Annotated in this window: 25 protein-coding genes; 18 read left to right on the forward strand and 7 right to left on the reverse strand. The window is 41.3% G+C overall.

The window, feature by feature from the left end; all coding sequences use genetic code 11:
* Nucleotides 1-21 precede the first annotated feature (21 nt).
* Nucleotides 22-1368 carry a tRNA lysidine(34) synthetase TilS gene (tilS, locus tag X939_RS0106090; RefSeq protein WP_025762376.1) on the reverse strand — a complete coding sequence of 449 codons (1347 nt, stop codon included), beginning with the start codon at nucleotides 1366-1368 and terminating at the stop codon, nucleotides 22-24.
* A 165-nt stretch (nucleotides 1369-1533) separates the two neighbouring features.
* Here tilS and X939_RS0106095 point away from each other — a divergent pair, with 165 nt between their 5' ends.
* From X939_RS0106095 to X939_RS0106145, 11 genes are all read left to right on the forward strand, one after another.
* Nucleotides 1534-3075, forward strand: a complete 1542-nt coding sequence (locus X939_RS0106095; RefSeq protein WP_025762377.1) for an OstA-like protein — start codon at nucleotides 1534-1536, stop codon at nucleotides 3073-3075.
* 166 nt (nucleotides 3076-3241) lie between these two features.
* Entirely contained in the window at nucleotides 3242-3853 is a 612-nt protein-coding gene (locus tag X939_RS0106100) for a T9SS type A sorting domain-containing protein (RefSeq protein ID WP_025762378.1), read from the forward strand.
* Between the two features lie 73 nt (nucleotides 3854-3926).
* Nucleotides 3927-4868, forward strand: a complete 942-nt coding sequence (locus X939_RS0106105) for an outer membrane protein assembly factor BamD (protein ID WP_025762379.1) — start codon at nucleotides 3927-3929, stop codon at nucleotides 4866-4868.
* Between the two features lie 51 nt (nucleotides 4869-4919).
* Nucleotides 4920-5231, forward strand: coding sequence for a DNA-directed RNA polymerase subunit omega (locus tag X939_RS0106110; protein ID WP_025762380.1), 312 nt, complete (start codon nucleotides 4920-4922; stop codon nucleotides 5229-5231).
* A gap of 115 nt (nucleotides 5232-5346) precedes the next feature.
* The gene (coaBC, locus tag X939_RS0106115; protein ID WP_229236007.1) at nucleotides 5347-6573 is read left to right on the forward strand and encodes a bifunctional phosphopantothenoylcysteine decarboxylase/phosphopantothenate--cysteine ligase CoaBC; all 1227 of its coding nucleotides are present in this window, start codon (nucleotides 5347-5349) and stop codon (nucleotides 6571-6573) included.
* Nucleotides 6570-7481: a type IX secretion system protein PorD gene (gene porD, locus X939_RS0106120; RefSeq protein WP_025762382.1), complete on the forward strand. Its 912-nt coding sequence runs from the start codon at nucleotides 6570-6572 to the stop codon at nucleotides 7479-7481. The genes coaBC and porD overlap by 4 nt, the downstream gene beginning before the upstream one ends.
* Before the next feature lie 4 nt (nucleotides 7482-7485).
* On the forward strand, nucleotides 7486-7713 hold the full coding sequence (locus X939_RS0106125) for a hypothetical protein (RefSeq protein ID WP_025762383.1): 228 nt from the start codon (nucleotides 7486-7488) through the stop codon (nucleotides 7711-7713).
* A 140-nt stretch (nucleotides 7714-7853) separates the two neighbouring features.
* A complete protein-coding gene (recN, locus tag X939_RS0106130; RefSeq protein ID WP_025762384.1) occupies nucleotides 7854-9512 on the forward strand; it encodes a DNA repair protein RecN in 1659 nt (552 codons plus the stop codon).
* Between the two features lie 21 nt (nucleotides 9513-9533).
* Nucleotides 9534-9968 carry a hypothetical protein gene (locus X939_RS0106135; protein ID WP_025762385.1) on the forward strand — a complete coding sequence of 145 codons (435 nt, stop codon included), beginning with the start codon at nucleotides 9534-9536 and terminating at the stop codon, nucleotides 9966-9968.
* A 1-nt stretch (nucleotide 9969) separates the two neighbouring features.
* Nucleotides 9970-10635, forward strand: a complete 666-nt coding sequence (locus X939_RS0106140) for an SCO family protein (RefSeq protein ID WP_025762386.1) — start codon at nucleotides 9970-9972, stop codon at nucleotides 10633-10635.
* Entirely contained in the window at nucleotides 10628-11050 is a 423-nt protein-coding gene (locus tag X939_RS0106145; protein WP_229236008.1) for a c-type cytochrome, read from the forward strand. The genes X939_RS0106140 and X939_RS0106145 overlap by 8 nt, the downstream gene beginning before the upstream one ends.
* On the opposite strand, the gene lptC is transcribed toward X939_RS0106145, so the two are convergent.
* The 3 genes from lptC to X939_RS0106160 are packed head-to-tail and all read right to left on the reverse strand — an operon-like array spanning nucleotide 11047 to nucleotide 13639.
* Nucleotides 11047-11589, reverse strand: coding sequence for an LPS export ABC transporter periplasmic protein LptC (gene lptC, locus X939_RS0106150; protein ID WP_025762388.1), 543 nt, complete (start codon nucleotides 11587-11589; stop codon nucleotides 11047-11049). The genes X939_RS0106145 and lptC overlap by 4 nt on opposite strands.
* A 24-nt stretch (nucleotides 11590-11613) precedes the next feature.
* Nucleotides 11614-12930, reverse strand: coding sequence for a BamG family beta-barrel-assembly machinery protein (gene bamG, locus X939_RS0106155; RefSeq protein ID WP_229236009.1), 1317 nt, complete (start codon nucleotides 12928-12930; stop codon nucleotides 11614-11616).
* On the reverse strand, nucleotides 12920-13639 hold the full coding sequence (locus X939_RS0106160; RefSeq protein ID WP_025762390.1) for a type III pantothenate kinase: 720 nt from the start codon (nucleotides 13637-13639) through the stop codon (nucleotides 12920-12922). The genes bamG and X939_RS0106160 overlap by 11 nt, the downstream gene beginning before the upstream one ends.
* 450 nt (nucleotides 13640-14089) lie before the next feature.
* Here X939_RS0106160 and rho point away from each other — a divergent pair, with 450 nt between their 5' ends.
* From rho to X939_RS22110, 4 genes are all read left to right on the forward strand, one after another.
* Entirely contained in the window at nucleotides 14090-15829 is a 1740-nt protein-coding gene (gene rho, locus X939_RS0106165) for a transcription termination factor Rho (protein ID WP_025762391.1), read from the forward strand.
* A gap of 126 nt (nucleotides 15830-15955) precedes the next feature.
* Nucleotides 15956-16855, forward strand: coding sequence for an OmpA family protein (locus tag X939_RS0106170; RefSeq protein ID WP_025762392.1), 900 nt, complete (start codon nucleotides 15956-15958; stop codon nucleotides 16853-16855).
* A 35-nt stretch (nucleotides 16856-16890) separates the two neighbouring features.
* Nucleotides 16891-17400, forward strand: a complete 510-nt coding sequence (locus tag X939_RS0106175; RefSeq protein WP_025762393.1) for a hypothetical protein — start codon at nucleotides 16891-16893, stop codon at nucleotides 17398-17400.
* Between the two features lie 22 nt (nucleotides 17401-17422).
* Nucleotides 17423-17959, forward strand: a complete 537-nt coding sequence (locus tag X939_RS22110) for a helix-hairpin-helix domain-containing protein (protein WP_025762394.1) — start codon at nucleotides 17423-17425, stop codon at nucleotides 17957-17959.
* A gap of 50 nt (nucleotides 17960-18009) precedes the next feature.
* Here the strand turns inward: X939_RS22110 and htpG are convergent, their stop codons facing one another.
* Nucleotides 18010-19836, reverse strand: coding sequence for a molecular chaperone HtpG (gene htpG / locus X939_RS0106185; RefSeq protein ID WP_025762395.1), 1827 nt, complete (start codon nucleotides 19834-19836; stop codon nucleotides 18010-18012).
* Between the two features lie 225 nt (nucleotides 19837-20061).
* Here htpG and X939_RS0106190 point away from each other — a divergent pair, with 225 nt between their 5' ends.
* Nucleotides 20062-20613, forward strand: coding sequence for a hypothetical protein (locus X939_RS0106190; RefSeq protein WP_025762396.1), 552 nt, complete (start codon nucleotides 20062-20064; stop codon nucleotides 20611-20613).
* A gap of 65 nt (nucleotides 20614-20678) precedes the next feature.
* Here X939_RS0106190 and X939_RS0106195 read toward each other — a convergent pair whose 3' ends face one another.
* Nucleotides 20679-21380, reverse strand: a complete 702-nt coding sequence (locus X939_RS0106195) for an MCP four helix bundle domain-containing protein (protein ID WP_025762397.1) — start codon at nucleotides 21378-21380, stop codon at nucleotides 20679-20681.
* 425 nt (nucleotides 21381-21805) lie between these two features.
* Between X939_RS0106195 and X939_RS0106200 the strand changes: the two genes are divergently transcribed.
* On the forward strand, nucleotides 21806-22540 hold the full coding sequence (locus X939_RS0106200; protein ID WP_025762398.1) for a DUF6962 family protein: 735 nt from the start codon (nucleotides 21806-21808) through the stop codon (nucleotides 22538-22540).
* 67 nt (nucleotides 22541-22607) lie between these two features.
* On the opposite strand, the gene X939_RS0106205 is transcribed toward X939_RS0106200, so the two are convergent.
* Entirely contained in the window at nucleotides 22608-23243 is a 636-nt protein-coding gene (locus X939_RS0106205; RefSeq protein WP_025762399.1) for a peroxiredoxin, read from the reverse strand.
* Nucleotides 23244-23591: 348 nt separating this feature from the next.
* On the opposite strand from X939_RS0106205, the gene X939_RS0106215 reads away from it, so the two are divergent.
* Entirely contained in the window at nucleotides 23592-24749 is a 1158-nt protein-coding gene (locus X939_RS0106215) for a cysteine desulfurase family protein (RefSeq protein WP_025762400.1), read from the forward strand.
* Nucleotides 24750-24751: the final 2 nt, after the last annotated feature.

Consider the following 24751-nt stretch of genomic DNA (forward strand, 5'->3'; position numbering starts at 1 on the left):
CTTTTGCTGTTTTTGTTCAGTTTAGTCTCGTTTGGGAGTAAATTTCAACTTGAGCATTACCTTCGTAGCCCCGGTGATTTTCCCTAATTCCGAGCTTCTCAATCCGATAACCCATAAGATTTGACCATCTGAATCCGTCAGAACCTGAACCTTCCCCTTTTCAAAACGATTTAACTTACGGTCGATTAAAAGATCACTGACTTTTTGGGACTTCCCCTCCATTCCAAACGACTTTATACGGTCACCTTGCTTCCAAGGACGCACACAGAGAGGCCAATGAAGAATATCGACATCAAAATAAATAACACGCGCATCCCGTTTCCCTGAAAATTCAGAAGAGACGGGCATCCTATACATTTCTAATAGCCCCGTTTCTAAACTAACTTTGTCCGTAATCTTTTCAATTACCACAGCATCGGAAACTATTAACCCCGCCCTTTCCTGAACTATGTACATCTGCCTGTCTGCCAAAATACAGTGAGTGTCCGAATAAAATTTTCTTCCAGGCTCCGACTTACTTGCCTCTAAAATAGCAGGCATCTGAGCATAAGAAAAACCGTATGCTTGCAACAAATACCAAAGACGGTAAAGTGGTTCCGTACTGTCCCACATTCTAGCATAACTGATTGAAACACCTTCGGAGATTTTACATATCGTTTGTCGGGCCCAATCGTCAAGATATTCTTCCAGCAGTGTATTGGCCGAGCGAAGCCTTTCCGAGGAGCGTTTAAATCCGGCTTCTAATGCAGGGTTCAGCGACTGCAAAACCGGAACTACCCGGTGTCTTATCAGGTTTCGTCCATAATCCAGAGAGGCATTGGAAATATCTTCCACCCAGGCTATTTGATGCTTCGCGGCATAGGCTTCAATCTCCTTCCGCTCTGCAAACAACAAGGGGCGTATTACTGCACCATTGACTACAGGCACACCTTTTAGACCTTCAATTCCGGTTCCACGGGTAAGATTGAGCAAAGTTGTTTCCAGGGAATCGTTGAGGTGATGAGCCGTAGCGATCCAGTTGCCCCCCTCCTTACGTCTTATTTCTTCGAACCAATTATACCGCAGGGACCGTGCAGCCATTTGGGTTGAAACACCAAGTTTTTTTGCAGTTCCCTTGGTATCAAACTGGATTGAAGTGAAGGGAAATCCATAAGCTTTGGCTTTCGACCGAACAAAGCTCTCATCATCTATGGAGGCCTGTCCTCGCAGCCCAAAATTGCAGTGTGCTACCACAACCGGGAGCCCTGCCCTAGCCATTAGGTCTAGCAATACCATGGAATCTATGCCCCCGCTGCTCGCTACAATAGTCGGACGCTCGGAAAGTTTAGGCTCGAATTGGTTAATAAACGTTAAAAAAGCATCCAGCATACCTCAATCATTCGTATTTGATGTAATTTTGAGCCTCATTCAACAGAAATTCGGCACTCCTGCCATCTGGTGACTTGAGTAAATACCAAAGTTACTGGAACAGAAAAGAAATAAATGCAAAATTTTCATATAAAAACTTGCCACAATATTAAACTATTCAGCGTCATGTTAATCAAAGTATCAGGATTTGCAGGCATGCTGACTCTATTGATACTTGGGACAGCCTTCAGGGCAATGGCTCAGGGGATCGACCAAACCGAAGATAAAGTTGAAATTATAAAATCTGACGAACTTGAACTCATTAATGAAAATGGGGTAGAAATGAGAAAGGTTACTAATGGAACTTTCAGACATAAAGGCGCTCTGATGTATAGCAATTTAGCCGTTCAAAATATTACCAGTAATCTAATCGAAGCCTATGGAAATGTTAAAATTGTCCAAGGTGATACGATTACCATTACCGGAGATACTCTCTTCTACTATGGTAATACCCGTCTGGCCATCGTGAGTGGAAAAAGAACTGTTTTAAAGGACAAAAAAAGGACCCTTACTACAAGAAAAATGGAGTATGACATGGGTGCCGGCTTGGCTTATTATAAAGTGCCAGGAAGAACAGTGGACGAAGAAGACGTTTTGACAAGTAATGAAGGACTATATAATACAAGGACGAAAGAATTCACCTATTACTCAAAAGTCAAATTAGTCAATAAGAAATATACCTTGACCACGGATACCCTCTTTTATAATTCCATCACTAAATGGAGTGATTTTAGAGGGCCGAGTAAAATTGTCAATAAGGACGGAACAGTACTGGCCACCAGAGGACGTTACAACACTGTTTCTAATCAATCGGAATTTAGTACACGTACCACGGTTGATAATGAAACCTATACATTGACAGCCGACTCTATTTTTGTCGATGGTAAGACCAATAATGGCATAGGAAAAGGAGATGTTGTGATAATAGCCAAAAAGGACAAAACCATCCTGAATGGCGACCAAGGCTTTTACAACAAGGAAAAGGGAGAATCTAAAATATATGGCCATGCCTATATCAGGAACCTCGTAGCCGACGACACCTTATACATTCGTGCAGACACCCTTTATTCTTTCGATAATGCAGCCGATAGTACGCGGAAATTAATTGGCAATAAAAATGTATTCATATACAAAACGGACTTTCAAGGGCAGTGCGACTCCATATTTTACGATACGGCAGATTCAGTGATCAAATTCTTTAAAAAACCCATCTTGTGGAGTAATACTACATCCCAGATGGAGGCCGATACGATCAGTGCCTTTTTAGTAAATAATGAAATTAATAGAATGTTATTAAAAGGGCATTCATTCGTTATCACTGAGGACACCCTGGTAAAACAACATAACCAAGTAAAGGGCAGAACAATTAATGCTTATTTTGAAGAACAAAATAAATTAAAACAGGTCCTGGTGGACGGAAACGGGGAGAGCGCCTATTATGCCATAGACGATAAGCAAAAGATGATTGGCCTTAACCGGGTGATATGTGGCAAAATGAATTTGTTATTTGTTAACAATCAGGTTCATAGAATCGCTTTTATTGGCAAACCTGACGGTCGGCTTATACCTCCTTCAAAAATTGTCCCTACCGAACGCCAATTAGAAGGATTTAGCTGGAGAATAAATGAAAAACCGACCTTAGAAAAAGCGAGTTGGAAAATCGAATAAAAATCCAATAAAATCGAACACTATGGCACGATATTTTTTAAGAAAAAATAAATATCGCCATTTACACAATATGTTTTGATTTTACAATAAGTTCTCTATATTTTTGTACGATTCAGCGTGCATGCAAAGTAATTTGTAACCGGAATACTAAGATCCATGAATACCTATGAAAAAAAATATACTATACACTTTATTAATCACTGCTATAATTGGTCAATTTGCTTATGCGCAGACAGCCCAAAATGGCAGCAGGCTTCACTTGGGAACTAACAAGAAGTCGTCGACCATTGAAGATATCAAATTTTATAGTGGCCCGGCTCCTATGGATTATAAACCACTATCTCTCCAGAAGCCTAAGGCGTTAAATAGCTTCTACAGAATCTTGTTTTCTGGCTCCATAGAATCTGAGCGGGGATCAGTTCTGGGCACTGAATTGCCTGAAAAAAGTGTAGAACGTAAACCGGCAAGTATGGAGCTTACTGCCAAAGCTGAGGAGCAGTTATTTTCAAATGAAAAAATTACCGTATCGAATATATATCCCAATCCTGCTAGCGAGTATGCCGAATTAGATTTCACCATCCAACCAGGTGTTCGCGAGGCGAAAGTAATTTTTTACAGCATCCTAGGCACGCAGATGCAGGAATATGATCTAAAGAAATCGGAACGGAAAATCAGAGTCAATACACGGGAAATGCCCACTGGACTTTATTTTTATCAACTCTCCTTGGACGGGAAAAAGGTTGCCACCAAAAAAATGCTCATTCGGCACCAACAATGAATATAAGCAAACACTATTTTGACAACACCACCGTTATGGATGGTGTTGCTTTTTTTATTACCTTTGCCTTTATATGCTAAAAAACGCTTTTAAGAGTATAAGTATACTCCTACTCACTGTCTTAATTCTAAGTTCCTGCGGTAAGTTTTCTAAATTACAGAAAACAGGTACGGATCAAGAAAAGTATGATGCGGCTGTAACCTATTATAAGAAAGGTGACTTTTATAAGGCAGGCATACTTTTCGAGGAGCTCATTCCTATTCTGAAAGGTAGTACCGAATCAGAAATGGCGCAGTTCTATTACGCTTATACCCAGTATCAGCAAGGATTGTATAATACCAGTCAATTTCTTTTCAAGAAATTTTACGATACGTATGCACGTAGCGATTTTGCCCAGGAGGCTTACTATATGCATGCTTACTCGCTTTATAAGGACTCGGCTCCACATAACTTAGATCAGACCAGCACTTTTACGGCAATTTCCGCTCTCCAGGATTTCATAAATACCTATCCTGATAGCGAATTCAGAGAAGAATGTACCCGATTTATTCTTGAACTCCGGGATAAACTGGAGCTTAAAGCTTATGAAAAGGCCAAACTCTATCACAAGATCAGTGATTTCAATATGATGTCCTTGAAGTCGGCGGTGATCTCAATAGAGAACTTTCGTAAAGACTTCCCCGATTCTAAGTATAATGAAGAGCTAACTTTTTTGAAGGTTGATGCGCAATATGGGCTGGCAACTAATAGTCTCAATTATACTCTGGACCAGTTGCTTAAGCAGAAGGAACGTTATCAGGATGTGATAAAATTCTACAATCAAATGGTAGATAAATATCCTCAGACTAAATATGGCAAAGAAGCAGAGAAAATGTTTGAAGACAGTCAGAAACAACTGGCGAGCATTGCCGAAATAGAAGAAAAAAATCGAAAAACCAAGGAAGAGCAGGGCGACCCAAGCAAGAATCCAACGAAGTTATCCGCTCCAACTACCGCCAAAGGCCCAACGCGCTAATGGCCAACCTAATTATTTATTAAGAAAATCAACTTTAGCAAAGATACCAGTATGGCAACGAATCCATCAATCATTACCCGCGACACAGACAAAATTGCCGACGTAACGGGGAACCTGTACGAATCTGTTTCGGTCATTTCTAAGAGAGCACGTCAGATCTCCAGTAAAATGAAGGAAGAGCTAAATAACAAATTGGCTGAATTTGCTTCGGGAGTAGACAATCTGGAAGAAGTTTTTGAAAACAGAGAGCAGATCGAAATATCCAAATTTTACGAAAGAATGCCTAAAGCAGGTAGCATTTCTATAGACGAGTTTATGGAAGGAAAGACCTACCATGCATACCGCGAGAATACAGAGGAATAAGCCTCTCAAACGAATATAGCCAGTCGTGATCATCCCCCAAAGGAAGCCATGACTGGCTTTGTTGTATCCATACTGTGGGGCCGTAACCGAACCTACAGCTAAAAATCATTGATCAGTGGCTATATCAAATGACTCTCCTTTGGCCGGAAAAAAAATTCTGCTTGGTGTTTCGGGCAGTATAGCTGCCTACAAGTCTGCCCTGCTCGTCCGCCTGCTAGTTAAACAGGGTGCACAGGTACAGGTGGTGATGACCACAGCAGCCATGGATTTTATTACTCCCCTCACCTTGGCAACCCTCTCCAAGCGGCCAGTACTCAGCAGTTTTATAGAAGGATCAACAGGATCCTGGAACAACCATGTAGAACTAGGCCTATGGGCCGATCTGATAGTGGTTGCCCCCGCAACGGCTAAAACTATTTCAGCTTTTGCCCAAGGATATTGTAACGATCTGCTCAGCGCTATTTACTTATCCGCTCGCTGTCCAGTTTATGTTGCACCGGCAATGGATCTGGATATGTACCACCATCCTTCTACCCAGGAAAACTTGCTGAAGCTGCAATCCTATGGCAACAAACTGATTCCTGCCGGGTATGGCGAGCTAGCCAGCGGGCTCGTTGGCGATGGACGACTAGCGGAGCCGGAGTTTATTATTAGTCAGCTTATCCAACACTTTACTTTTATCCCCAGCCTGAGTGGTAGGCGTGTATTGATAACGGCAGGCCCCACCATGGAAGCATTAGATCCTGTACGATATATTAGCAACCGTTCTACCGGTAAAATGGGATATGCCCTTGCAGAGGCCTTCGCCAATGCCGGCGCATTAGTTACCATTGTGAGTGGCCCCGTGTCCATTCAGGCCGAAAACGCCTCCATTCGAGTGATTCCAGTAACATCAGCGGCCGACATGTATGAGGCTGTCTCAGCTGAGTTTGAAGCACATGAATTAATAATTTTTGCAGCAGCTGTTGCTGATTACACCCCTGTGGAGGTTGCTGCTCAGAAAATCAAAAAAAATTCGGGGACTCTGGTTATGGAAATGGCTAAAACTAAAGACATTGCGGCTGAAATGAGCACTCGGAAGCGCCCGCACCAGCTGACAATAGGTTTTGCGCTTGAAACGGAGCAAGAGCTTATTAATGCCATGGGCAAATTAGAAAGAAAAGATTTGGACTGGATCGTTCTCAATTCTTTAAATGATCCTGGAGCTGGTTTTACACACGATACCAATAAAATTACCGTTATTGATAAATACAAAAACATTACCCATTTTGAGCTAAAGTCAAAACAGGCTGTTGCCCGTGACATTCTCGACCTCGTGATAAGCAAGTGGACCCAACTATGAAAAAAGTACGCTACCTGATACTATTGCTACTCCTGAGTGGCCTTTCCAAGGGCTACTCCCAATCGTTTCAGTTCTCTGTCAGTGTGAATTACGACCAATTGGTTTCTCAACAGAATACCGATCCTCAGCGTATGAATCAGTTGCAGACTTATATTAATGATTTCCTTAATACTTATAAATTTACGGAAGACATTTTTTCGAAGGATGAACGCATTAAATGCAAACTGAATTTAAATTTGACCAGTTCAATTGCTCAGGGTACTTATGAAGCGAACGCCCAATTGATCGTTACCCGTCCGGTATACAATAGCAATTATGAAACAGTGTTGCTAACCTTTATTGATAAGAATGTAAAGTTCAACTACCTACCGAGTACTCAACTATATTTTAACGAAAATAGCTATACCGAAGAGCTCCCCTATTTACTGGCATTTTATGCGTACACGGCGCTTACTTATGATTATGATTCTTTCAGCAGATTAGGAGGAAATCCTTATTTACAAAAAGCTTTTAATATCGTGAATCTGGCCCGGAATGCTTCTCCCAACAAACGGGGATGGGAAAATGTAGATTCCAAAAATCGCTATGCATTGATAAACAGCCTTATGAGCCAGCAATTTATTCCGTTTCGGGAGGGCCTATACGAATATTATCGGCTAGGGCTGGACGTAGCGACTGAGAAGCCAACGGTTACCCGGCAAAAGGTCCTGGAAACCCTTCGGACAATCAATACAATTGCTCGCCAGAATCAAGCTAATGTCGTCGTTAATTCCTTCTTCGATGCCAAATCTGACGAACTCTACCGTATTATGTTAGAGGGCACCCAGGACGAAAAGAAAGAAGCATATAGTCTTCTTACAAGCTTGGATCCTGCTAAAACACAGCTTTATCAGAAACTTAATAATTAGGTTGATGAGTAAAAGAATTGTTCGCATAGCTGGCCATACCTTACGCCCCTCCATTGAGTCACTTACTAACCGCATGATTCATGTTGTCCTCAGAAACGGTAATACCTTTTATGGTAATATTACTGCAATAGACGCTTCTGGTTTCACCCTCACGGATCAAAGAACACATAAACATCATTTTTCAGATAAAGATTTATACGAAATCCTGTATGACAGGCTCGAGCCATCTTGACCCCGCTTCCTGCCTTTATATTCCATAGAAGTACCTTCTTCTTTATTTCTGAATTGATTTTATACTGGCTATCTTCGTGAGTGCATTCTGCATTTATATATCAGGAATATTTCTAAATCGCCCTTAGCCATACAATAGAAATGCTTTCAAACCTGCTCATTAAAAATTACGCCTTAATTAAGCATCTGGAAATGAATCCAGACGGTGGGCTCAATATTATCACGGGAGAAACGGGAGCCGGAAAATCGATAATGCTAGGTGCGATAGGTTTGCTAATGGGAAACCGTGCCGACGTCAAATCACTTTACGATGCCCGTGAAAAATGTGTGATTGAAGGAACATTCAACTTGTCGGGATACGAAATGAATGATTACTTCGATGAGGAAAATCTAGACTTTTCTAATGAGTGCCTGGTCCGCCGGGAAATTTCCGTATCTGGCAAATCACGGGCATTTATAAACGATACTCCGGTTAACCTCGATACACTTCGAAAAATAAGTAATCAATTGCTGGATATCCATTCCCAGCACGATTCCATTCAGCTCGGGAATAACGAATTTCAGCTCAGAGTTCTGGACGCTTACAGCAATAATGAGTCCTATCTCAAAAACTATAAGACCGCCTATCAGGACTATAGAGAAAAAGAAAAGGCGTTTAAGGAGCTTTTGATACGTTCTGCCCAGCTTAGGAAGGAATTTGATTATGACCAATTCCTCTTTCAGGAACTCGAAGCAGTAAAAATAGCTCCTGACGAGCTAGGCCAACTCGAACAAGAGCTCCTGGTTCTAGAACATGCGGTAGAAATAAAGGAAAAATTGCTCCTCGCCTTTACACATCTGGAGCACCCGGAAAATTCGGCTCTTGAATCTTTAAAAGCTGCAGTTGTAGCATTGAATCAGGCCGGAAGACTCGTAAATGAACTTAATCCACTGGCAGAAAGAGCACAAAGCTGTTTGATCGAACTCCGTGACATTGCCGATGAAATCGATCAGTTTAACCAGAATATTGATCTAGATCAGTCACGTACCGAATTGGTGCAGGAGCGATTAAATATTCTCTATACCTTATTAAAAAAACACCAGGTAGCAAATCTAACCGATCTTCTGACTATTCAACAACAGTTAGATGCAAAACTAAATACGGTTCTTAACCTGGATGAGGCCATTAAGACAGCAGAAATACAAAGAGATCAGGCAAAGAAAAAAATGCTGCAAATGGCCGAAACGCTTTCGGAACAGCGAAAAAAAGTAGTTAAACCCATTGAGCAGATCATTCTTGACCGGTTAAAGGATTTGGGCATACCCAACGCATCTTTTTCCATTCAGATTGCGGCCATTGAGCCTGGACCGATGGGCATAGATGCCGTGGCTTTCCTCTTTAGTGGCAATAAGGGTATTGTTCCACAGGAATTAAGACAAGTGGCTTCAGGAGGCGAATTCTCCCGACTTATGATGGTAATCAAATATATATTGGCCGATAAGCGAAGGTTACCAACCATTATTTTTGATGAAATAGATACAGGTGTTTCAGGAGAAATTGCAATCAAGATGGGAAAAATGATGCTAAATATGGCGGAAAAACATCAGATTATCGCCATTACCCATTTGCATCAGATTGCCTCGAGTGGTCATGCCCATTACTTTGTTTATAAAGATCATAGTGCGGACAGGACGGTAAGTAATATCAGAAAATTGAGCCGAGAGGAACGTATTGTAGAAATTGCACAAATGATTGGAGGGCATAACCCTTCCGAATCCATAATCAGCAATGCCCGCGATATGATTGATGAAGTTCAATAAATAATCTAAAAACCCATTGGTATGAAACTATATTTTTACTTGATATGCATGTTCCTTATTACGGCCTCCTGTTCACAAAAAAAAGAACAGGTTCAGGAATTAGAGCAACAAGTGTTGTCTATTCATGACGAAGTAATGGCCTATATGGATCAGATTATGACCATGAAAGGGCGTATTAATAAGGAATTGGCCACCATTGACAGCTTGGAAAATGAAGGTATAGCCGACAACCAGCTAGCCCAGCAGCGACTTACCCTCACCCAACTCAATAGTAAGTTAGACGAATCAGATGCAGAGATGATGCAATGGATGCAGCGTTTTAATGGCGATTCTGCAAAAAATTTAAAAGCCAAAGAGGCCATTATTTATTTTGAAAGTGAAAAAGAAAAGATTTCAAGACTAAAGCAAAATACTGAAAAAAATCTTGAAGAAGTAAAATCCTATTTAGACCTATAAAATGAAGCATACAGCATCCTTTTCCCTGAGATCGGTGAGTTTTGCCCTCTCTCTGGCAGCCACAACCCTGCTTAGTTCCTGCAATTCCGAAAGTAATAAATTACCAATATATGGCGAACGGGACTGGACCACTACTACCATTGACGGTAAAGAGGTGGTCGATACAATTTATCACCAAATTCCCTCATTTCGATTTGCTAATCAAAATGGCGATACCATCTCCGAAGCTTCAGTCAAGGATCAAATTTATGTTGCTGACTTTTTCTTTACCTCTTGCCCAACCATATGCCCGGTTATGAAACGGCAAATGTTGAAGGTCTATAAGGAGTTCAAAGACGATCCCCAACTGAAAATACTTTCGCATACCATTGATCCGGATCATGATACACCAGAAGTACTAAATGCTTTTGCCAAAGATCTGGGCGTTACAGGAGATCAGTGGTGGTTTCTGACAGGGCCTAAAGAGGACATTTATGAAATAGGTCAGAAATTCTACATGACCCCTGCACAAGCCGATAGTACTGCGGAAGGAGGCTATATTCACGGTGGTTATTTTATTCTGGTGGACAAGGATCGGCATGTGCGCGGAATGTATGACGGCACTACCGAAGAAGGAACACAGAAATTGATCAAGGATATAAAAGTTTTGAAGAAGGAGTATGAATAAGCACTATACAGCCATGAGCAAATCCATGGTGATAGGAATGGTCATTATTGGGGGCAGCTTTTCCTGCCAATCAACAGAAGAACTCAAGAAGGAGCAATATTTTGTAGAGGGGCATAGGCTGTATCAGGCCAATTGTACCAATTGCCACCAGGACGACGGGGCCGGTATGGCTCAGCTTTACCCCAGCATTTCCGGGTCGACTCTTCTAGGGAATGACGCCCGACTAGCCTGTCTTATCAAGAATGGGAGTTCCGGGATTGGGGAATTAAACCGACCTATGCCTGGAAACCCTAAGCTTACTGATCTGGAAATTGCAGAAATTATCAGCTATTTAAATATGAAATGGAAATCGGACACCATCAGTTATACGCCTACAGAATTTGTTCATGAGGCATTGAAGAATTGCAAAAATTAAGGAGCTCCTTCGAACCGGTAAATACCGGTTCCTTTTCTGAACTTGATATGCGAGAAGTCCTGGTCTGCATCCATACCTACCGCCTTAGTAATTTCACCGGTTATATGATTTTTTACCGTTAAAGGTCTGTCTGTAAAAACTTTTTGCGTTCTAGGGCTCCATTTTAATTCAGATGTCCTCAGTAACTGATTCGTCTCTGACATCATCACCCTAACATTTCCAATCACTACGAACACATCTTCTCCCTTATTATAATGTCCTGAGTCGGCCCTTAATCTGGTAATAATGGCCCCTTCAGGATTATAGAAATTAATATTGACCGTGTCTGGAAATACCTTATTATCGTTCTGATAACGTAATTGCTTCGGGGTACGCATTTGAACCTTAAGCTCCCCTTCTTCACTATAAAGAACCTCCACATTTTGAACCTCTTCTATCGGTCCCTTATAAATCGCTCCAGCGACATTTTCATTGTCTTCACAAGAAATAAAAAATACCGTCGTCGCCAATAACAAATATAAATATCTGTAAGTATTCATTAATTATGGAAATTAATCAAGCGATTACTCTAGTTTTTGTTTAACGAACCAGCGGTCCATTAAGGTTATACCTAACACCATTTTACCATAGCGTTCGCGAATTAGCCCAGCAGAGGAGTTACCTCTCTGTCCTCCAACAAAAGCAACAGAAATATAGTTTGAATAACGCCCTCCCATTGGGAATGTGATACCTAGACTAATATTGGTATCATTGAGTTTGGACCCATTAATAGAGTACGGCATCTGACCATGGCTAAAGCCCAATCGGTATCGTACTACATCGAAATATTTCAAGGAGGTGAAGTTAGGCAGATACTCAGCTCCTAAATGAAAGCGACTGACATTCTGCAGACCGTCATTAGATCCTGAGAATCCTTTATATTTAGACCAGTCCTGATAACTATAATCGGCAGAGACCGTAAGCTTAAAAGGCCATTCGAAACTAGTACCTACCTGGTAAAGTGCCGGCAGAGTCATGGAGCCGCCCAGATCTTTGGAAAGCGTGTCGGGAGCTACAATATTGGTCCCATTTTGAGAGAGTTCGAAGGAAGTTGTCTCAGTAGTATTCAGCTTAGAACCTAAACTATAAGTTCCACCCAAATTCCAGAAAAGCTTATTCTCTTTCTTAATGGGAACTCGAAGCGCTAATCCACCCTTAAAACTAAAATCGGAAACGGTATTACGCTCGATAATGGCCACCTGATAGTCACCACCAGTAGGCAGAGGATAATATTCTCCGGCAATGATGGGTAGCTGTACGGTTGAGGAGCGTTGAATATTCCCAAACAAGTAGGATGACTCAAGGCCTACACTCAGGTATTTCCCAATCTGAAAAGCATTGGTAAAAGAGACTTTATTAATACCCCCTTTACCTGTGGTGCTATAGTAGGCACTGGATGGGGTACCCGGAACTGTCCTGATAAATTCGTTGCTATAATCAACATAACTATACGGTTTAAGACTTACCCCCAGGTTCCATTTGGTACTAACTGGAAATGACAGGGCCACATAACCCAGATTTCCGCCCGCATTACGCTGGGATTTATTACCCGATTGAATTTGATTATATTGACCTATCACCCCAAAGTCAAGGGTTGTAAACTTATTTCGTACCCAAAGCGCAGGGTTAAGATTATTAATCTGAAATCCACTTCCGGAACTGACACCTGCCTGACCAGTACCAGCATTATCGGAGAAAGAATCTCCATAAAGCTCCCCTATTCCCAAAGAAGAATATGGGGAGTTGCCCAAGCCCTGTGCATATGATTGCTGAAGAGTAAAATTTCCGCCAGTTAGGGCAAGAAATAAGGCAAGGAATTTATAACTATTTTTAAACGACATTATGTATCAATATTCTGTTCAAACCGATTAGTACGAGTTGCGGGACTACAAAGATGGTGTCTTTCAAGCGACTTTCAAAGTATGCAGCATCCCCACCGCATAATACTACGCACATTGTCGGCGAAATGTTATGATATCGGGCAATTATTCCTTCCGCCTCGGCAATTATTCCATTCATCACCCCACTTTCCATGGACTCTTTTGTGCTTTTGCCAAGGAATGTAGCCTCCCGAGGTGGTTCAAGAAGGGGTAATCTTTTTGTAAAACGATTCATTGCCTGGAAACGCATCCGCATCCCTGGGGAGATTATGCCACCCTGGTATACCCCATTACCATCTATCCAGTCATAGGTTATGCAGGTGCCCATATCAATCACAAGCGCATCTTGACCCGGGTAGAGGGCCTGGGCCCCTACTGCAGCGGCCAGTCGGTCCATCCCCAATGTTTCGGGTGTATGATAGTGATAAGAAATCGGTAAGGGAATCTTAGGCGATAAGGAAATAATGGGCCCAATATCACCAATATCCACCATAAACTCTTCAAACTCAATGTTTACAGAAGAAAAGATACTGTACTCAGGCCGGTACATGTCAATCATCTCCCGAACACCTTTAAGATCAAGTCCTGCTCTGTTATAAATTAGAACCTCATGCTCGAATATTCCGACCTTATAATGCGTATTTCCCGCATCGATTACCATATTTGTCATACTCCTCTGTTTATTGGTCGATTCTATTTTTTTTTCAGAATTCCAACCCTAGGCACAATGTTAGTAGAATTCATCAAAAAAAATAAATAATTAAAAAAATCTTGTTTTGTTAAATTCTAATGTATAATTTCGTGGAGATAAAACTTTCCAATATTTCCTTCAAGTATTTTTCATTATATTGATCGTTATCATCTTATCGGATGAGTCCATTAAAGGGTGTTTATCAGGTTTGTCGTCCTTTTATAGTTACCAAATCTAACAATCGTTCTTAAAATAGCCCTCAATTTCATGTTTCGAGCCACTTGGAACTCCGTGCAGATGAAAAAATATATATACATATATCAATGACCGCCACATGAATTCGGGGCCTCAGTCCTCGACATCTTTTATTTAAATTCACATCTATAAAAATCAAGGGGTAAGTTTCTATGCTTACTGCACAATATTTCTATGCTTACAATCGATGAATTGAACATCAAGCTTCTATCAGAGCTCAAAGAGATAGCAACGGGTTTAGGAATCTCTGACTTACAAAAAACCACCAAAAAGGAACTAATAAGCCGGATATCCTCGCATCAACAGCAAGAGTCAACACCTACCGTAGCTCCCTCTCCCGAATCGGAAACGACTACTAATGGGGGAGAAGAAACCAAGAAAAAGCGCACACGCCGGAGTGCGGGCGATGAAGGCCCCTCCAGTAAGGGCCCTACCAAGGTGGGCAGAAAAAAAGTTGCTCCCGCTAAACAAGCCCCTTTATTCGATAAATCGAATCGTAATGCGGCGCTGCATTCAGATCTGGAAAGCGAAGAAGATACCATCGAAGATCTGGGTAAGGAAGAAATAACCTCAGGTAAAGAAGAAATAACAGAAAAACAACAGGAGCCTGAAACAGGTGTATCTCCTCAGCAACAGGAGGAGAGTCCCGAAAGCAGAAAAGGTTCAACCGATAAACCTGCCAGAGAACCTAGGGAACCTAGGGAGCAGTCCGATCGCCCCGCTCATCAGGCACAGGGTTCACGGGAAGACACTTCTGCCAAAATCAAAAGAAACTATAATAATTACGTTCGCGAATTCGATGGACTTATCCTCAACGAGGGAGTGCTGGAGATCATGCAAGATGGAGGATACGGCTTCCTTCGCTCGGCCGACTATAACTATTTGGCGAGCCCGGATGACATATATGTCTCTCCTTCTCAGATAAAATTATTTGGCCTTAAAACGGGAGATACCGTAAAGGGGCAGATTCGACCACCCAAGGAAGGTGAAAAATATTTTGCTCTACTTAGGGTTGAAACGGTTAACGGAAAAACCACTGAGGAGATCCGTGACCGGATTCCTTTTGAATACCTCACTCCCCTGTTTCCCGATGAATGTCTTAAGTTAAGCTCCCGGCCCGATCAATATTCCACACGTATATTGGATCTTTTTGCTCCAATAGGTAAGGGACAAAGGGGTATGATTGTAGCTCAACCCAAAACGGGTAAGACCGTCCTTCTAAAAGAAGTAGCCAATGCCATAACCCGCAATCACCCGGAAGTGTTCTTGCTTATCCTTCTGATAGACGAACGTCCGGAAGAGGTTACAGACATGCAACGAAGTGTGCGGGCTGAAGTTATTGCTTCCACCTTCGACGAGCAGGCAGATCGCCACGTCAAAGTGGCCAGCATTGTGCTGGAAAAGGCCAAGAGAATGGTAGAGTGTGGTCATGACGTGGTTATTCTATTAGACTCGATTACCCGTTTGGCCAGAGCCTATAATACAGTTGTTCCATCATCGGGAAAAATACTTTCGGGTGGTGTTGATGCCAATGCCCTGCATAAACCCAAACGTTTCTTTGGAGCGGCAAGAAATGTAGAAAATGGTGGATCTCTTACCATCATTGCCACCGCACTTATAGATACCGGTTCCAAAATGGATGAAGTAATTTTTGAAGAATTCAAAGGAACTGGAAATATGGAACTTCAGCTAGACAGAAAGCTTAGCAATAAACGAGTATTCCCAGCCATCGATGTAATGGCTTCCGGAACGCGTCGGGAAGACCTGTTACAAGATAAGGAAACCCTGAAGAAAGTCTGGATACTTCGGAAACATATGTCGGATATGAATGCTATGGAATCCATGGACTTCTTGCTTGATAACATGAAAGGAACCCGAAATAATGAAGAGTTTCTGATCTCAATGAACCGATAATTGAAAAAGCCACTGCCGAAAATCAGTGGCTTTTTTTAATTGTATTTGCCTATTACAGCGCTTGTAATTAGATTTAGGTGACCGTAGACTTTTTTACAAGTCAAAACAACCCTATACAATTGAATTATGTTAAGAAAAAGCGCATTTTGGTGGAGCAGCCTTGTCCTATGGATTATCATAGCAACCTACTGGCATGTTTGCCATATCCGTCAAAATTGTGAATCGTTAAATCTTGAAATCCCTTCCCTATTCTCTGCAAAGGAAGCCAAATACAGTCTTTCTAATAGTCAACCCATTGCAGAAAACAAGCCTAATATTGAGCAAAACACCATATTATTTCCTGCTTCACAAGCTACCCGTATGGAGCATAGCGGTGAAGTAATTCTTGACTCTATAGCCCGGCATCTTAGTCTAAATCCAGATCAACGTCTGATGATCAGGGGTAGCTATCATACTTCCGAAACAAATCCCGGAGCTTTCCCCAATCTAGGACTCGCCCGGGCTTTCCATATAAAAGAGATATTGAGTAGCAAAGGTGTTGACCCAGCAAAAATCCGCTTCGGTTCCGACTCTATATCCACGACCACTCCTCCTGACAATATAGTAAAAGAGTCTATAACCTTTAATTTTTACAAAAGGGAGGCAAGCACAGAAACGGATCTGGCATCAGACCAGACCTTCACCAGTATTTTTAACAAAATAGAACTCTATTTTCCTTATGCAAGTATAAATTATATACAAACGGTTGAAAACCGTAAGTTTCTGGAAGCTGCAAAAGCATATCTGGCTAAGCCAGGGAATAGAAAATTAGTTATAACCGGACATACGGATAATGAGGATAGTGCCGAATGGAATATGCAACTTTCTATCAAAAGAGCAAACGCCGTGAAGAACAAACTGTTAAAACTCGGTATTCCTGCCGACAGGATGCGCGTGGTAGGCAAGGGCGAAACCGAACCGAAAGCATCTAACAGCACGATAGAAGGCCGGAGAGCCAACCGTCGTGTTTCGCTAGTAGTACAATAATTATTTTATGCATTAATTGATACTAATCCACTGACATGCTTTTTATATATGCTCCGGCAACAAGTTCCGATCTAATTATATTTCTTATCATGCTTCTAGGGGCGTTCTTACTCGCCTTTGCAGCAGGTTATTTTACGCATACACCTTATGTGACAGCTCTTGAACATACTGAAAGCAAACTTCAGCATGAGTTAGGTCATCTTCAAAGTCAGTCGGAAAGCAGCCGCGACTCCTCTCCTCCTAAGACCGGGAGGGCGAGCAGCCCCCTCGCCACTGCGGCAGAGAAGATTCCTGATGACCTTACAAAAATTCATGGGATTTCTGCGGAGATGCAACAAAAATTAGCCTCTCATGGCATCTACACTTATCGGCAGCTACAACTTTATAATCCGCTTCATCTCAAACAACAAATCGGCCATGAAGGAGAGGAAATCCTCGTGGAGGATATCATTGTATGGCAACAGCAGGCCGGTTTGGCGGCTGCACACCGATGGGACGAGCTAGCTACGCTACAAGAAGAAATAGACCGTACCAAAAATATCTAAGTAATTTACCCTCACCCTACCTATGAACGCCCTATTTACTGATAATCTTTTTCAATGGACCTCGGTTACCGAAATCATATTCCCTTTGCTGCTTTCGGCAGTAATTGGATATGCCCTATCCCGTCTTTTTTTATCGGTAAAATCAAATCGGATTAAAAATTCTATAGCGAATCTAAGGTCAGAAATTTCGAAGTTACAAAAGGACAGCTCCATTCAGGGCCGGCAGAAGGACAGATTATCTACGGTGTCTACCCGAAAAACCGTATATCCCAAGCCGGAAACCGAACAAAGTAAATCGGATGACTTTAAAATCATAGAAGGCATAGGCCCTAAAATCGAAGAATTATTAAAGAAAGAAGGCATACTAACTTATGGAGATCTTGCCAATACCTCGCCAATACGATTGGCTTCAATATTAAGAAACGCAGGGCCCCGCTTTCAAATTCAGGATCCGAGCTCCTGGCCCAAGCAGGCCAATCTGGCCAAATTTGGAAAATGGATAGAGCTTCAGAACTTAAAAGAACACCTTATGGGTGGAAAAGAACCCCCTATCAATTAAAAAGAACCGCCTTCCGACGGTTCTTTTTAATACGAGGCAAAAATAGAACCTTAAATTATCGACACTGACCGCTGTATAAACTGAGTAAGATCCTTACCCGTTAGCATACCCTGAGATAGCATAGCCAGGTCGAAAACCTGCTTGGCTAAGGCTCTCTGGTGCGCCTTATCTTCGGTCTTAAGAATCTTGGTAATTACCGGATTATTGGCATTCACCGAAACCGTATACATTAAAGGCATATTTCCGAACATGGATTGCTGACCCGAAGTAGCCTGCATATCCATCATCCGACGCATAAATTCCGGAAAGGTGATGACTACTGGCAGTTCATCAACAGGCATAGCTTCGATCTGTATTTGCGCACTTTTATCGCTTCTAACCTCTTCAAATACAGATTTGAGAGCCTCTGTCTCTTCTGTAGAAAGTACGCTTTCTAACTTCAGGTCCTTCTCTACTAATTTATCAAGTGTCTCCGCATCTACACGTTTAATATTGATTTTTTCAAGTTTCTGCTCCATGGCATTAATGAAATGTGCATCGATCATGCTCGAAAGATTCAACACATCGTAACCACGCTTTTGAGCAGAAATAATAAAGGCATCCTGCTTCTTCTCATCCGTAGTATACAACCATACCTGGTTGTCATTTTTGTCTGTCTGATTCTCCTTTACTTTATCCTTATATTCTTCAAAAGTAAAATACTTCCCTTCGACATTCTTCACTAGACAGAAGTCCTTAGCCTTCTCATAGAATTTATCATCGCTGATGATACCATATTTAATAAACATGCCAATGTCATCAAACTTGGCTTCGAAACCCGGACGGTCATTTTTAAAGATCTCTGCCAGTTTGTCTCCTACCTTTCTTGTGATGTATCCGTTAATTTTCTTCACGTTACCATCAGCCTGCAAATAACTCCGTGACACATTCAGGGGAATATCCGGAGAATCGATCACCCCGTGCAATAATTGTAAGAAGTCCGGAACAATATCCTTCACTTCATCTGTAATAAAGACCTGGCGACTGTAAAGCTGAATTTTTTCTTTCTGTCCCTGGAAATCGTTTTTCAGTTTTGGGAAGTAGAGCACCCCTGTTAAATTGAAAGGATAGTCCACATTTAAATGGATCCAGAATAGTGGATCCTCTGCAAATGGATGTAGTTCCTTATAGAACGCAATATACTCCTCATCGGTTAAGTCCGAGGGATTTTTGGTCCAGATAGGGGTAGTATTATTAATTACCTTATCTTCAAATTCGATTGCAACTGGCAAAAATTTACCATATTTCTCAAGTATACCCTTTAAACGGAAAGAATCTAAAAACTCTTCTGAATCTTCGGCAATATGTAGAATGATATCCGTTCCACGTCCCTCTTTTTCGGTACCGCTCAGTTCGAATTCGGTGGATCCATCACATACCCAGCGTACAGCTTCTGATCCGGGACGGAAAGACTTGGTAATTATCTCAACATTTTTAGCTACCATATAAGCCGAATAAAATCCTAAACCGAAGTTTCCGATTATATTTCCGTTATCCCCTTTATCCTTGTATTTCTCTACAAACTCTGTGGCTCCAGAGAACGCAATTTGATTAATATACTTCTTTATTTCCTCAGCTGTCATCCCCACCCCATTGTCGCTAACAGTAATGGTTTTGGCTTCTTTATCTAGTTTTACCTGAACCTTTAATTCTCCCAGTTCACCGTCAAACTCACCATATGAGGCTAATTTTTTTATCTTTTGAGAAGCATCTACAGCATTAGACACCAATTCTCTCAAAAAGATCTCGTGGTCCGAGTATAGGAACTTCTTAATAATAGGAAATATATTTTCCGTGTGAATGCTTAAACTTCCTTTTTCTTGAATCACTGATTCCATAATAACCGATTATTTTAAAATTTATAGTTGCTTATAAAATATCTCCTGCAATATGGATATCAAATTAACGTTCCAATTACAATTCCTTGAGGTCGTATCTGCCAAATTGACAGAAGTCAACTAAATAATGGGAATTTGTGTACCGATCAGCTTTTTATTAATATTGCGTTAACCGTCGAAACGAATTATTACGAATCAGAAACAATAGAATTTTAGGCATCCATTATGAAAATAAAATCAACAATACTAGCAAGCCTTTTCCTTTTGGTAGGCCTTAGTGCATGTACCACCATGAACTCGGTTCCCTTGTCCAATTATACAGTCTTTACTGAAGATCTCAGGAGAAGCCTGGAAGAAGCTGGTATTCCTCTTGAAAAGGTCCAATTCTTTAATGACAAGGCCATTACCATACGTAGGGAAGTGTCGGACCCTAATGACATCAAAGTTAATCCTGAAGGACAAATTACAATGAGTAATGGAAAAAGCATCCAGACCATCAATGTATTACCCTTTACACCTGGTGTATCGCTAGGATCTGCTACCGGAACAATTCATGTCTCCTGGGACGACACCCAGCAAGATACCAAGGGGATGCAATTTAACCTTAGTGGACAGAACTACTTTTTAGATGTTCTCCCTGAAAATAAATTTGAGTATAAACAACGTACTTTCGATCTTCAGGCAGGAAATGGAGCCCGACTCTTTGTGAAGAAAGATTTACTTAAACAGGTCAACAATACCCGTGAAACCCTGAAAGGGCGCAAGGTAGGACAATAGCAAGAGGACCGACATAAAAAAAGGAGAGGCTAGCCTCTCCTTTTTTTATGTCGGGATAACCCATATCAATTTAAGTTAAAATTCTGCTCCTTTACGTTCTTGACTCTTGGCTGATGAATGATTTGAGAATTTTTTATCAGAGTCAATATAATAAGACCAATGATAATAGCCATCATAATCTGCAGGGCCATAACTGCATTCACACTGGCCATATCTCCTTTAGACTCCTGTATTAACTCCTGGCCTACATGTGATTGTATTGCTGTAAGCTCATTCAAATTGAGGATTGTCCTCTGAAAGGTATTTGCTCCAGCTCCTTCAAACAAATTTTTACCATCATCAATTCGTCCAGATTCACTCAGATTGATAATCATCTCCTCCAGAAGGGCATACTCTTTAATCCTGTTTTTAAGGGCTACCAAACTATGAGCCTCCCTTTCCACAAGATAGGTTCCTTCGAATGATTTAATTAATGAATCGATGTTGGCATCATAAGCAGTCAAGCTTGATTGTATATCCTTGCGAAATCGGGGCCTGGCCGACAATAAATATTTTTCTAATGACAACCGCTTATTATAAAGATTTTCAGTGAGATAGATAATGGTGGTAGCAGGCAGCAATCTATCCTGGTATATAGAGGAAACGGATTTATCTATTCCCTTCATACTGCTAGAGGATAAAAGCGTCCCCAGAATAATAAGCACCATGAGGGAGCATAAAACCAAGGCTGCCTTTAATTTTTGCTGGATGATGAATGACCATTTCATTATTTTAATATTATGGTTTTCAGATGACTCTTAACAATTATTTTAAAAATACTTGTTATTATTCTATAAACCATGCGTTTCGGGAAATGGTTTAGCAAATAGCACTATACTTTTTAAAAATTGTACCATTTTTACCAAACAGGCATCCTTGTGTCATTGGCATTATCGTTGCTTTGGGCAATTTATTGTTCGCGTTTTCTGCTCAGTCGAGCCGGGGCTGGTAGTCAATGCTGCCTCCTTCACCCTATTCCATAGATACTTCTCTTGTAATACAACTTTTACGGCTTTCGAGTACTAAATTTTGCGCAAGTGTCCATTCTTCGCCGGGGAACAAAAGAAAATCAACTGGCAAGGAAATTGTAATTACTGAATCAATTGTATTTAATTTGAAGATATTCTACAAAACTATAGTTATAACTTAATTTATGAACAACGTTCCAGCCGAATACAGCGAGGTACATCAAATCCAGTTTATGGGCATTACCATCCTTGAACCTTCCACTGTCATATCGAGTCTGCTGATGACCCTAATTTGTATTTATGCCTTTATACAGCTAAACAGACTGGGCCGGGTTCACCGTATGTACACCCAAATTCAGTATTTTTTCCTTTTCATGGGTTTGGCCACAGCCATAGGAGGTATTTTGGGCCATGGATTTATCTATATTACCGGTTTGCAGGGTAAAATCCCTGGCTGGTTTGCTAGCATGATCGCGGTTGCCTTATTTGAGCGTGCCGCCATTTGGCATGTTAAGCCTTTACTGGCCAAGAACACAGGCAAATTTCTGGGAATTCTTAATTATGTGGAATTGGTTATCTTCTTTGTACTTACATTTATCACCCTCAATTTCGTAGTAGTAGAGGTGCATGCCTTTTACGGTTTGTTCCTAATGCTCTTTACAATAGAAGTATATATGTATAAAAAAAAGAAGGATCCGGGGAGCAAATTCATCTTTATAGCAACCGGATTAGGTGCTGTCTCGGCAGGATTACATGCCTTGAAATTAAGCTTTGGCCCATGGTTCAATTATAACGACATCAGTCATATTACCATGGGTGCGTCCATCTACTATTACTATCTGGGGGCCAGAAATATGGTCTACTATGGAGAAGAACATGATTTAATAGAAAAAGTTAAACACGAAATGGATGTTTCCTAAATAGAGCTCCCTCATATATTGTTCGCACAACACATGAGGGAGCTCTATTTTTAATATAAACAGAATATTACTTATTCGGTTGGGGAGTATAGCGAAGATATGGCTTCACCTCTTTAACACCTTTCGTAAATTTCTTGATTGCATCCTCTGTGCTAATCGCCGGCACCACAATTACATCTTCACCATCTTTCCAATCGGCCGGGGTAGCCACCGAATAATCGGCTGTTAACTGCAAGGAGTCAATAACTCTTAATATTTCATGAAAATTACGCCCTGTAGAAGCTGGGTAGGTCAGTGTTAGTTTAATCTTTTTATCGGGCCCAATGATGAATACCGAACGCACTGTGGCTTTTTCACTTGCATTGGGATGAATCATGTCGTAGAGTTCCGCCACTTTACGGGTTTCGTCGGCAATGATAGGGAAATTTACTTCGGTGCCATTCACTTCGTTAATATCGGGGATCCAGCGGTTATGTGACTCTACATCGTCTACACTAACGGCTAATACTTTCACATTTCTTTTTTGAAATTCACCGCTCAAAAGTGCTGTCTTACCAAGCTCTGTGGTACATACAGGAGTAAAATCGGCAGGATGTGAAAATAATAATCCCCAGCTATCGCCAAGCCACTGATGAAATTGTATATGCCCTTGGGTAGTATCTGCTTCAAAATCTGGGGCGATATCTCCTAATCTAAGACTCATAATTCGATGGGTTTAAAATGAATAATTTATTCTTAAATACTTGTAATGAATAATGGTAAAAATAGCCAAAAGGTTCAATTTACCCCACTTTCCTTGACAGCTGCTGCCGCAGGTTCTCGGGATATCCGGGGCTATCTCTTAAGCCGCAATTTTATGGCAACCGAATACCGGTGAAGCAGTTTTTTAACTTTCAATTTTTTTACCAGTATCGGTTTAAGAATTGACTGGGGAAGATTCGAAGCAACTTGAAAAGCATAGAATTCCTGATCTAAAAAAAAGGATTAGAGTATAATTTTTAGATATATATGGCTAATTTGTACTTCATTCATTTATTATACATAATTCTAGATGCCGCAAAGTCCAATATACTTAGATCACCAATCTACTACTCCTATGGACCCGAGAGTTCTCGAGGTGATGCTACCCTATTTCACAAAAATATATGGCAATCCTTCCAGTAGGAATCATGTTTTCGGGTGGGAAGCGGCTGAAGGAGTTGACGAGGCTAAAGAGAAATGCGCTCAGCTTATAGGTGCGCACCCCTCGGAATTAATATTTACCTCTGGAGCCACAGAGTCAATCAATTTAGCACTGAAAGGGATACTACTTAACCAACCTGAGAAAAACCATATTATAACCTGCGCGACAGAGCATTCTGCAGTATTAGACACCTGTGCGAGTTTGGAGGCCTTGGGCTACCCCGTCACCTACTTGCCGGTAAATGAGCATGGCCTGATTTGTCTGGAAGAGCTAGAAGCCGCCATTCGTGCTGATACGGGGCTTATATGTATTCATTTTGCAAACAATGAGACGGGAGCTGTTCAGCCTATCACAAAAATAGGCGAACTATCCCGGGCTAAAAATATTCCCTTCTTCTCGGATGCAACCCAAGCCGTTGGGAAAATTCCTGTGTCAGTAAAACAAGGTGGCGTCGACTTAGTCTGCTTTAGTGGCCATAAAATGTATGGACCAAAGGGTATTGGTATCCTTTACAAACGAAAAAATATTAGTTTAAAGGCCCAACTCGAAGGAGGGCGGCAACAAGCTGGCTTCAGAAGTGGGACACTCAATGTGCCTGGTATTATCGGTCTGGGAGAGGCTTGCGCTATCAGCAGACTGGAAATGTCTGAAGAGGCCAGTAGACTTAGCGAATGGCGGGATGAATTGGAGCAAGAACTTATGAGATTGGGAGGTGTACACCAGAATGGCCCTACGGATACCCGACTCCCCCACTGCTCTAACCTATATATAGAGGGTGTCTCAGGCGAAGCTTTTATTCTAAGTCTTGGCAGTAAGTTAGCCTTCTCTCAAGGCGCCGCATGCAGTAGCGTTACCAGACAGCTAAGTCATGTATTACTAGCCATGCAAAAGAGTCCTGAAATTATAGAATCCTCCTTCCGATTTAGTCTGGGGCGCTTTAACACCAAGTATGAAATAAATGAGGCTAAAGAACAATTAAAATCCGCCATTTTATCTCATCGTATCCATCAAGGATATTCATTTTAAAA

Origin of the sequence: Dyadobacter tibetensis Y620-1 (assembly GCF_000566685.1) — a bacterium.
Classification (GTDB): domain Bacteria; phylum Bacteroidota; class Bacteroidia; order Cytophagales; family Spirosomataceae; genus Dyadobacter; species Dyadobacter tibetensis.

Bases quoted from the DNA above. Each gene is read 5' to 3' on its own strand.
- tilS (WP_025762376.1), bottom strand. From the start codon at position 1,368: ATGCTGGATGCTTTTTTAACGTTTATTAACCAATTCGAGCCTAAACTT.
- X939_RS0106095 (WP_025762377.1), top strand. From the start codon at position 1,534: ATGTTAATCAAAGTATCAGGATTTGCAGGCATGCTGACTCTATTGATA.
- X939_RS0106100 (WP_025762378.1), top strand. From the start codon at position 3,242: ATGAAAAAAAATATACTATACACTTTATTAATCACTGCTATAATTGGT.
- X939_RS0106105 (WP_025762379.1), top strand. From the start codon at position 3,927: ATGCTAAAAAACGCTTTTAAGAGTATAAGTATACTCCTACTCACTGTC.
- X939_RS0106110 (WP_025762380.1), top strand. From the start codon at position 4,920: ATGGCAACGAATCCATCAATCATTACCCGCGACACAGACAAAATTGCC.
- porD (WP_025762382.1), top strand. From the start codon at position 6,570: ATGAAAAAAGTACGCTACCTGATACTATTGCTACTCCTGAGTGGCCTT.
- X939_RS0106125 (WP_025762383.1), top strand. From the start codon at position 7,486: ATGAGTAAAAGAATTGTTCGCATAGCTGGCCATACCTTACGCCCCTCC.
- recN (WP_025762384.1), top strand. From the start codon at position 7,854: ATGCTTTCAAACCTGCTCATTAAAAATTACGCCTTAATTAAGCATCTG.
- X939_RS0106135 (WP_025762385.1), top strand. From the start codon at position 9,534: ATGAAACTATATTTTTACTTGATATGCATGTTCCTTATTACGGCCTCC.
- X939_RS0106140 (WP_025762386.1), top strand. From the start codon at position 9,970: ATGAAGCATACAGCATCCTTTTCCCTGAGATCGGTGAGTTTTGCCCTC.
- X939_RS0106145 (WP_229236008.1), top strand. From the start codon at position 10,628: ATGAATAAGCACTATACAGCCATGAGCAAATCCATGGTGATAGGAATG.
- lptC (WP_025762388.1), bottom strand. From the start codon at position 11,589: ATGAATACTTACAGATATTTATATTTGTTATTGGCGACGACGGTATTT.
- bamG (WP_229236009.1), bottom strand. From the start codon at position 12,930: ATGTCGTTTAAAAATAGTTATAAATTCCTTGCCTTATTTCTTGCCCTA.
- X939_RS0106160 (WP_025762390.1), bottom strand. From the start codon at position 13,639: ATGACAAATATGGTAATCGATGCGGGAAATACGCATTATAAGGTCGGA.
- rho (WP_025762391.1), top strand. From the start codon at position 14,090: ATGCTTACAATCGATGAATTGAACATCAAGCTTCTATCAGAGCTCAAA.
- X939_RS0106170 (WP_025762392.1), top strand. From the start codon at position 15,956: ATGTTAAGAAAAAGCGCATTTTGGTGGAGCAGCCTTGTCCTATGGATT.
- X939_RS0106175 (WP_025762393.1), top strand. From the start codon at position 16,891: ATGCTTTTTATATATGCTCCGGCAACAAGTTCCGATCTAATTATATTT.
- X939_RS22110 (WP_025762394.1), top strand. From the start codon at position 17,423: ATGAACGCCCTATTTACTGATAATCTTTTTCAATGGACCTCGGTTACC.
- htpG (WP_025762395.1), bottom strand. From the start codon at position 19,836: ATGGAATCAGTGATTCAAGAAAAAGGAAGTTTAAGCATTCACACGGAA.
- X939_RS0106190 (WP_025762396.1), top strand. From the start codon at position 20,062: ATGAAAATAAAATCAACAATACTAGCAAGCCTTTTCCTTTTGGTAGGC.
- X939_RS0106195 (WP_025762397.1), bottom strand. From the start codon at position 21,380: ATGAAATGGTCATTCATCATCCAGCAAAAATTAAAGGCAGCCTTGGTT.
- X939_RS0106200 (WP_025762398.1), top strand. From the start codon at position 21,806: ATGAACAACGTTCCAGCCGAATACAGCGAGGTACATCAAATCCAGTTT.
- X939_RS0106205 (WP_025762399.1), bottom strand. From the start codon at position 23,243: ATGAGTCTTAGATTAGGAGATATCGCCCCAGATTTTGAAGCAGATACT.
- X939_RS0106215 (WP_025762400.1), top strand. From the start codon at position 23,592: ATGCCGCAAAGTCCAATATACTTAGATCACCAATCTACTACTCCTATG.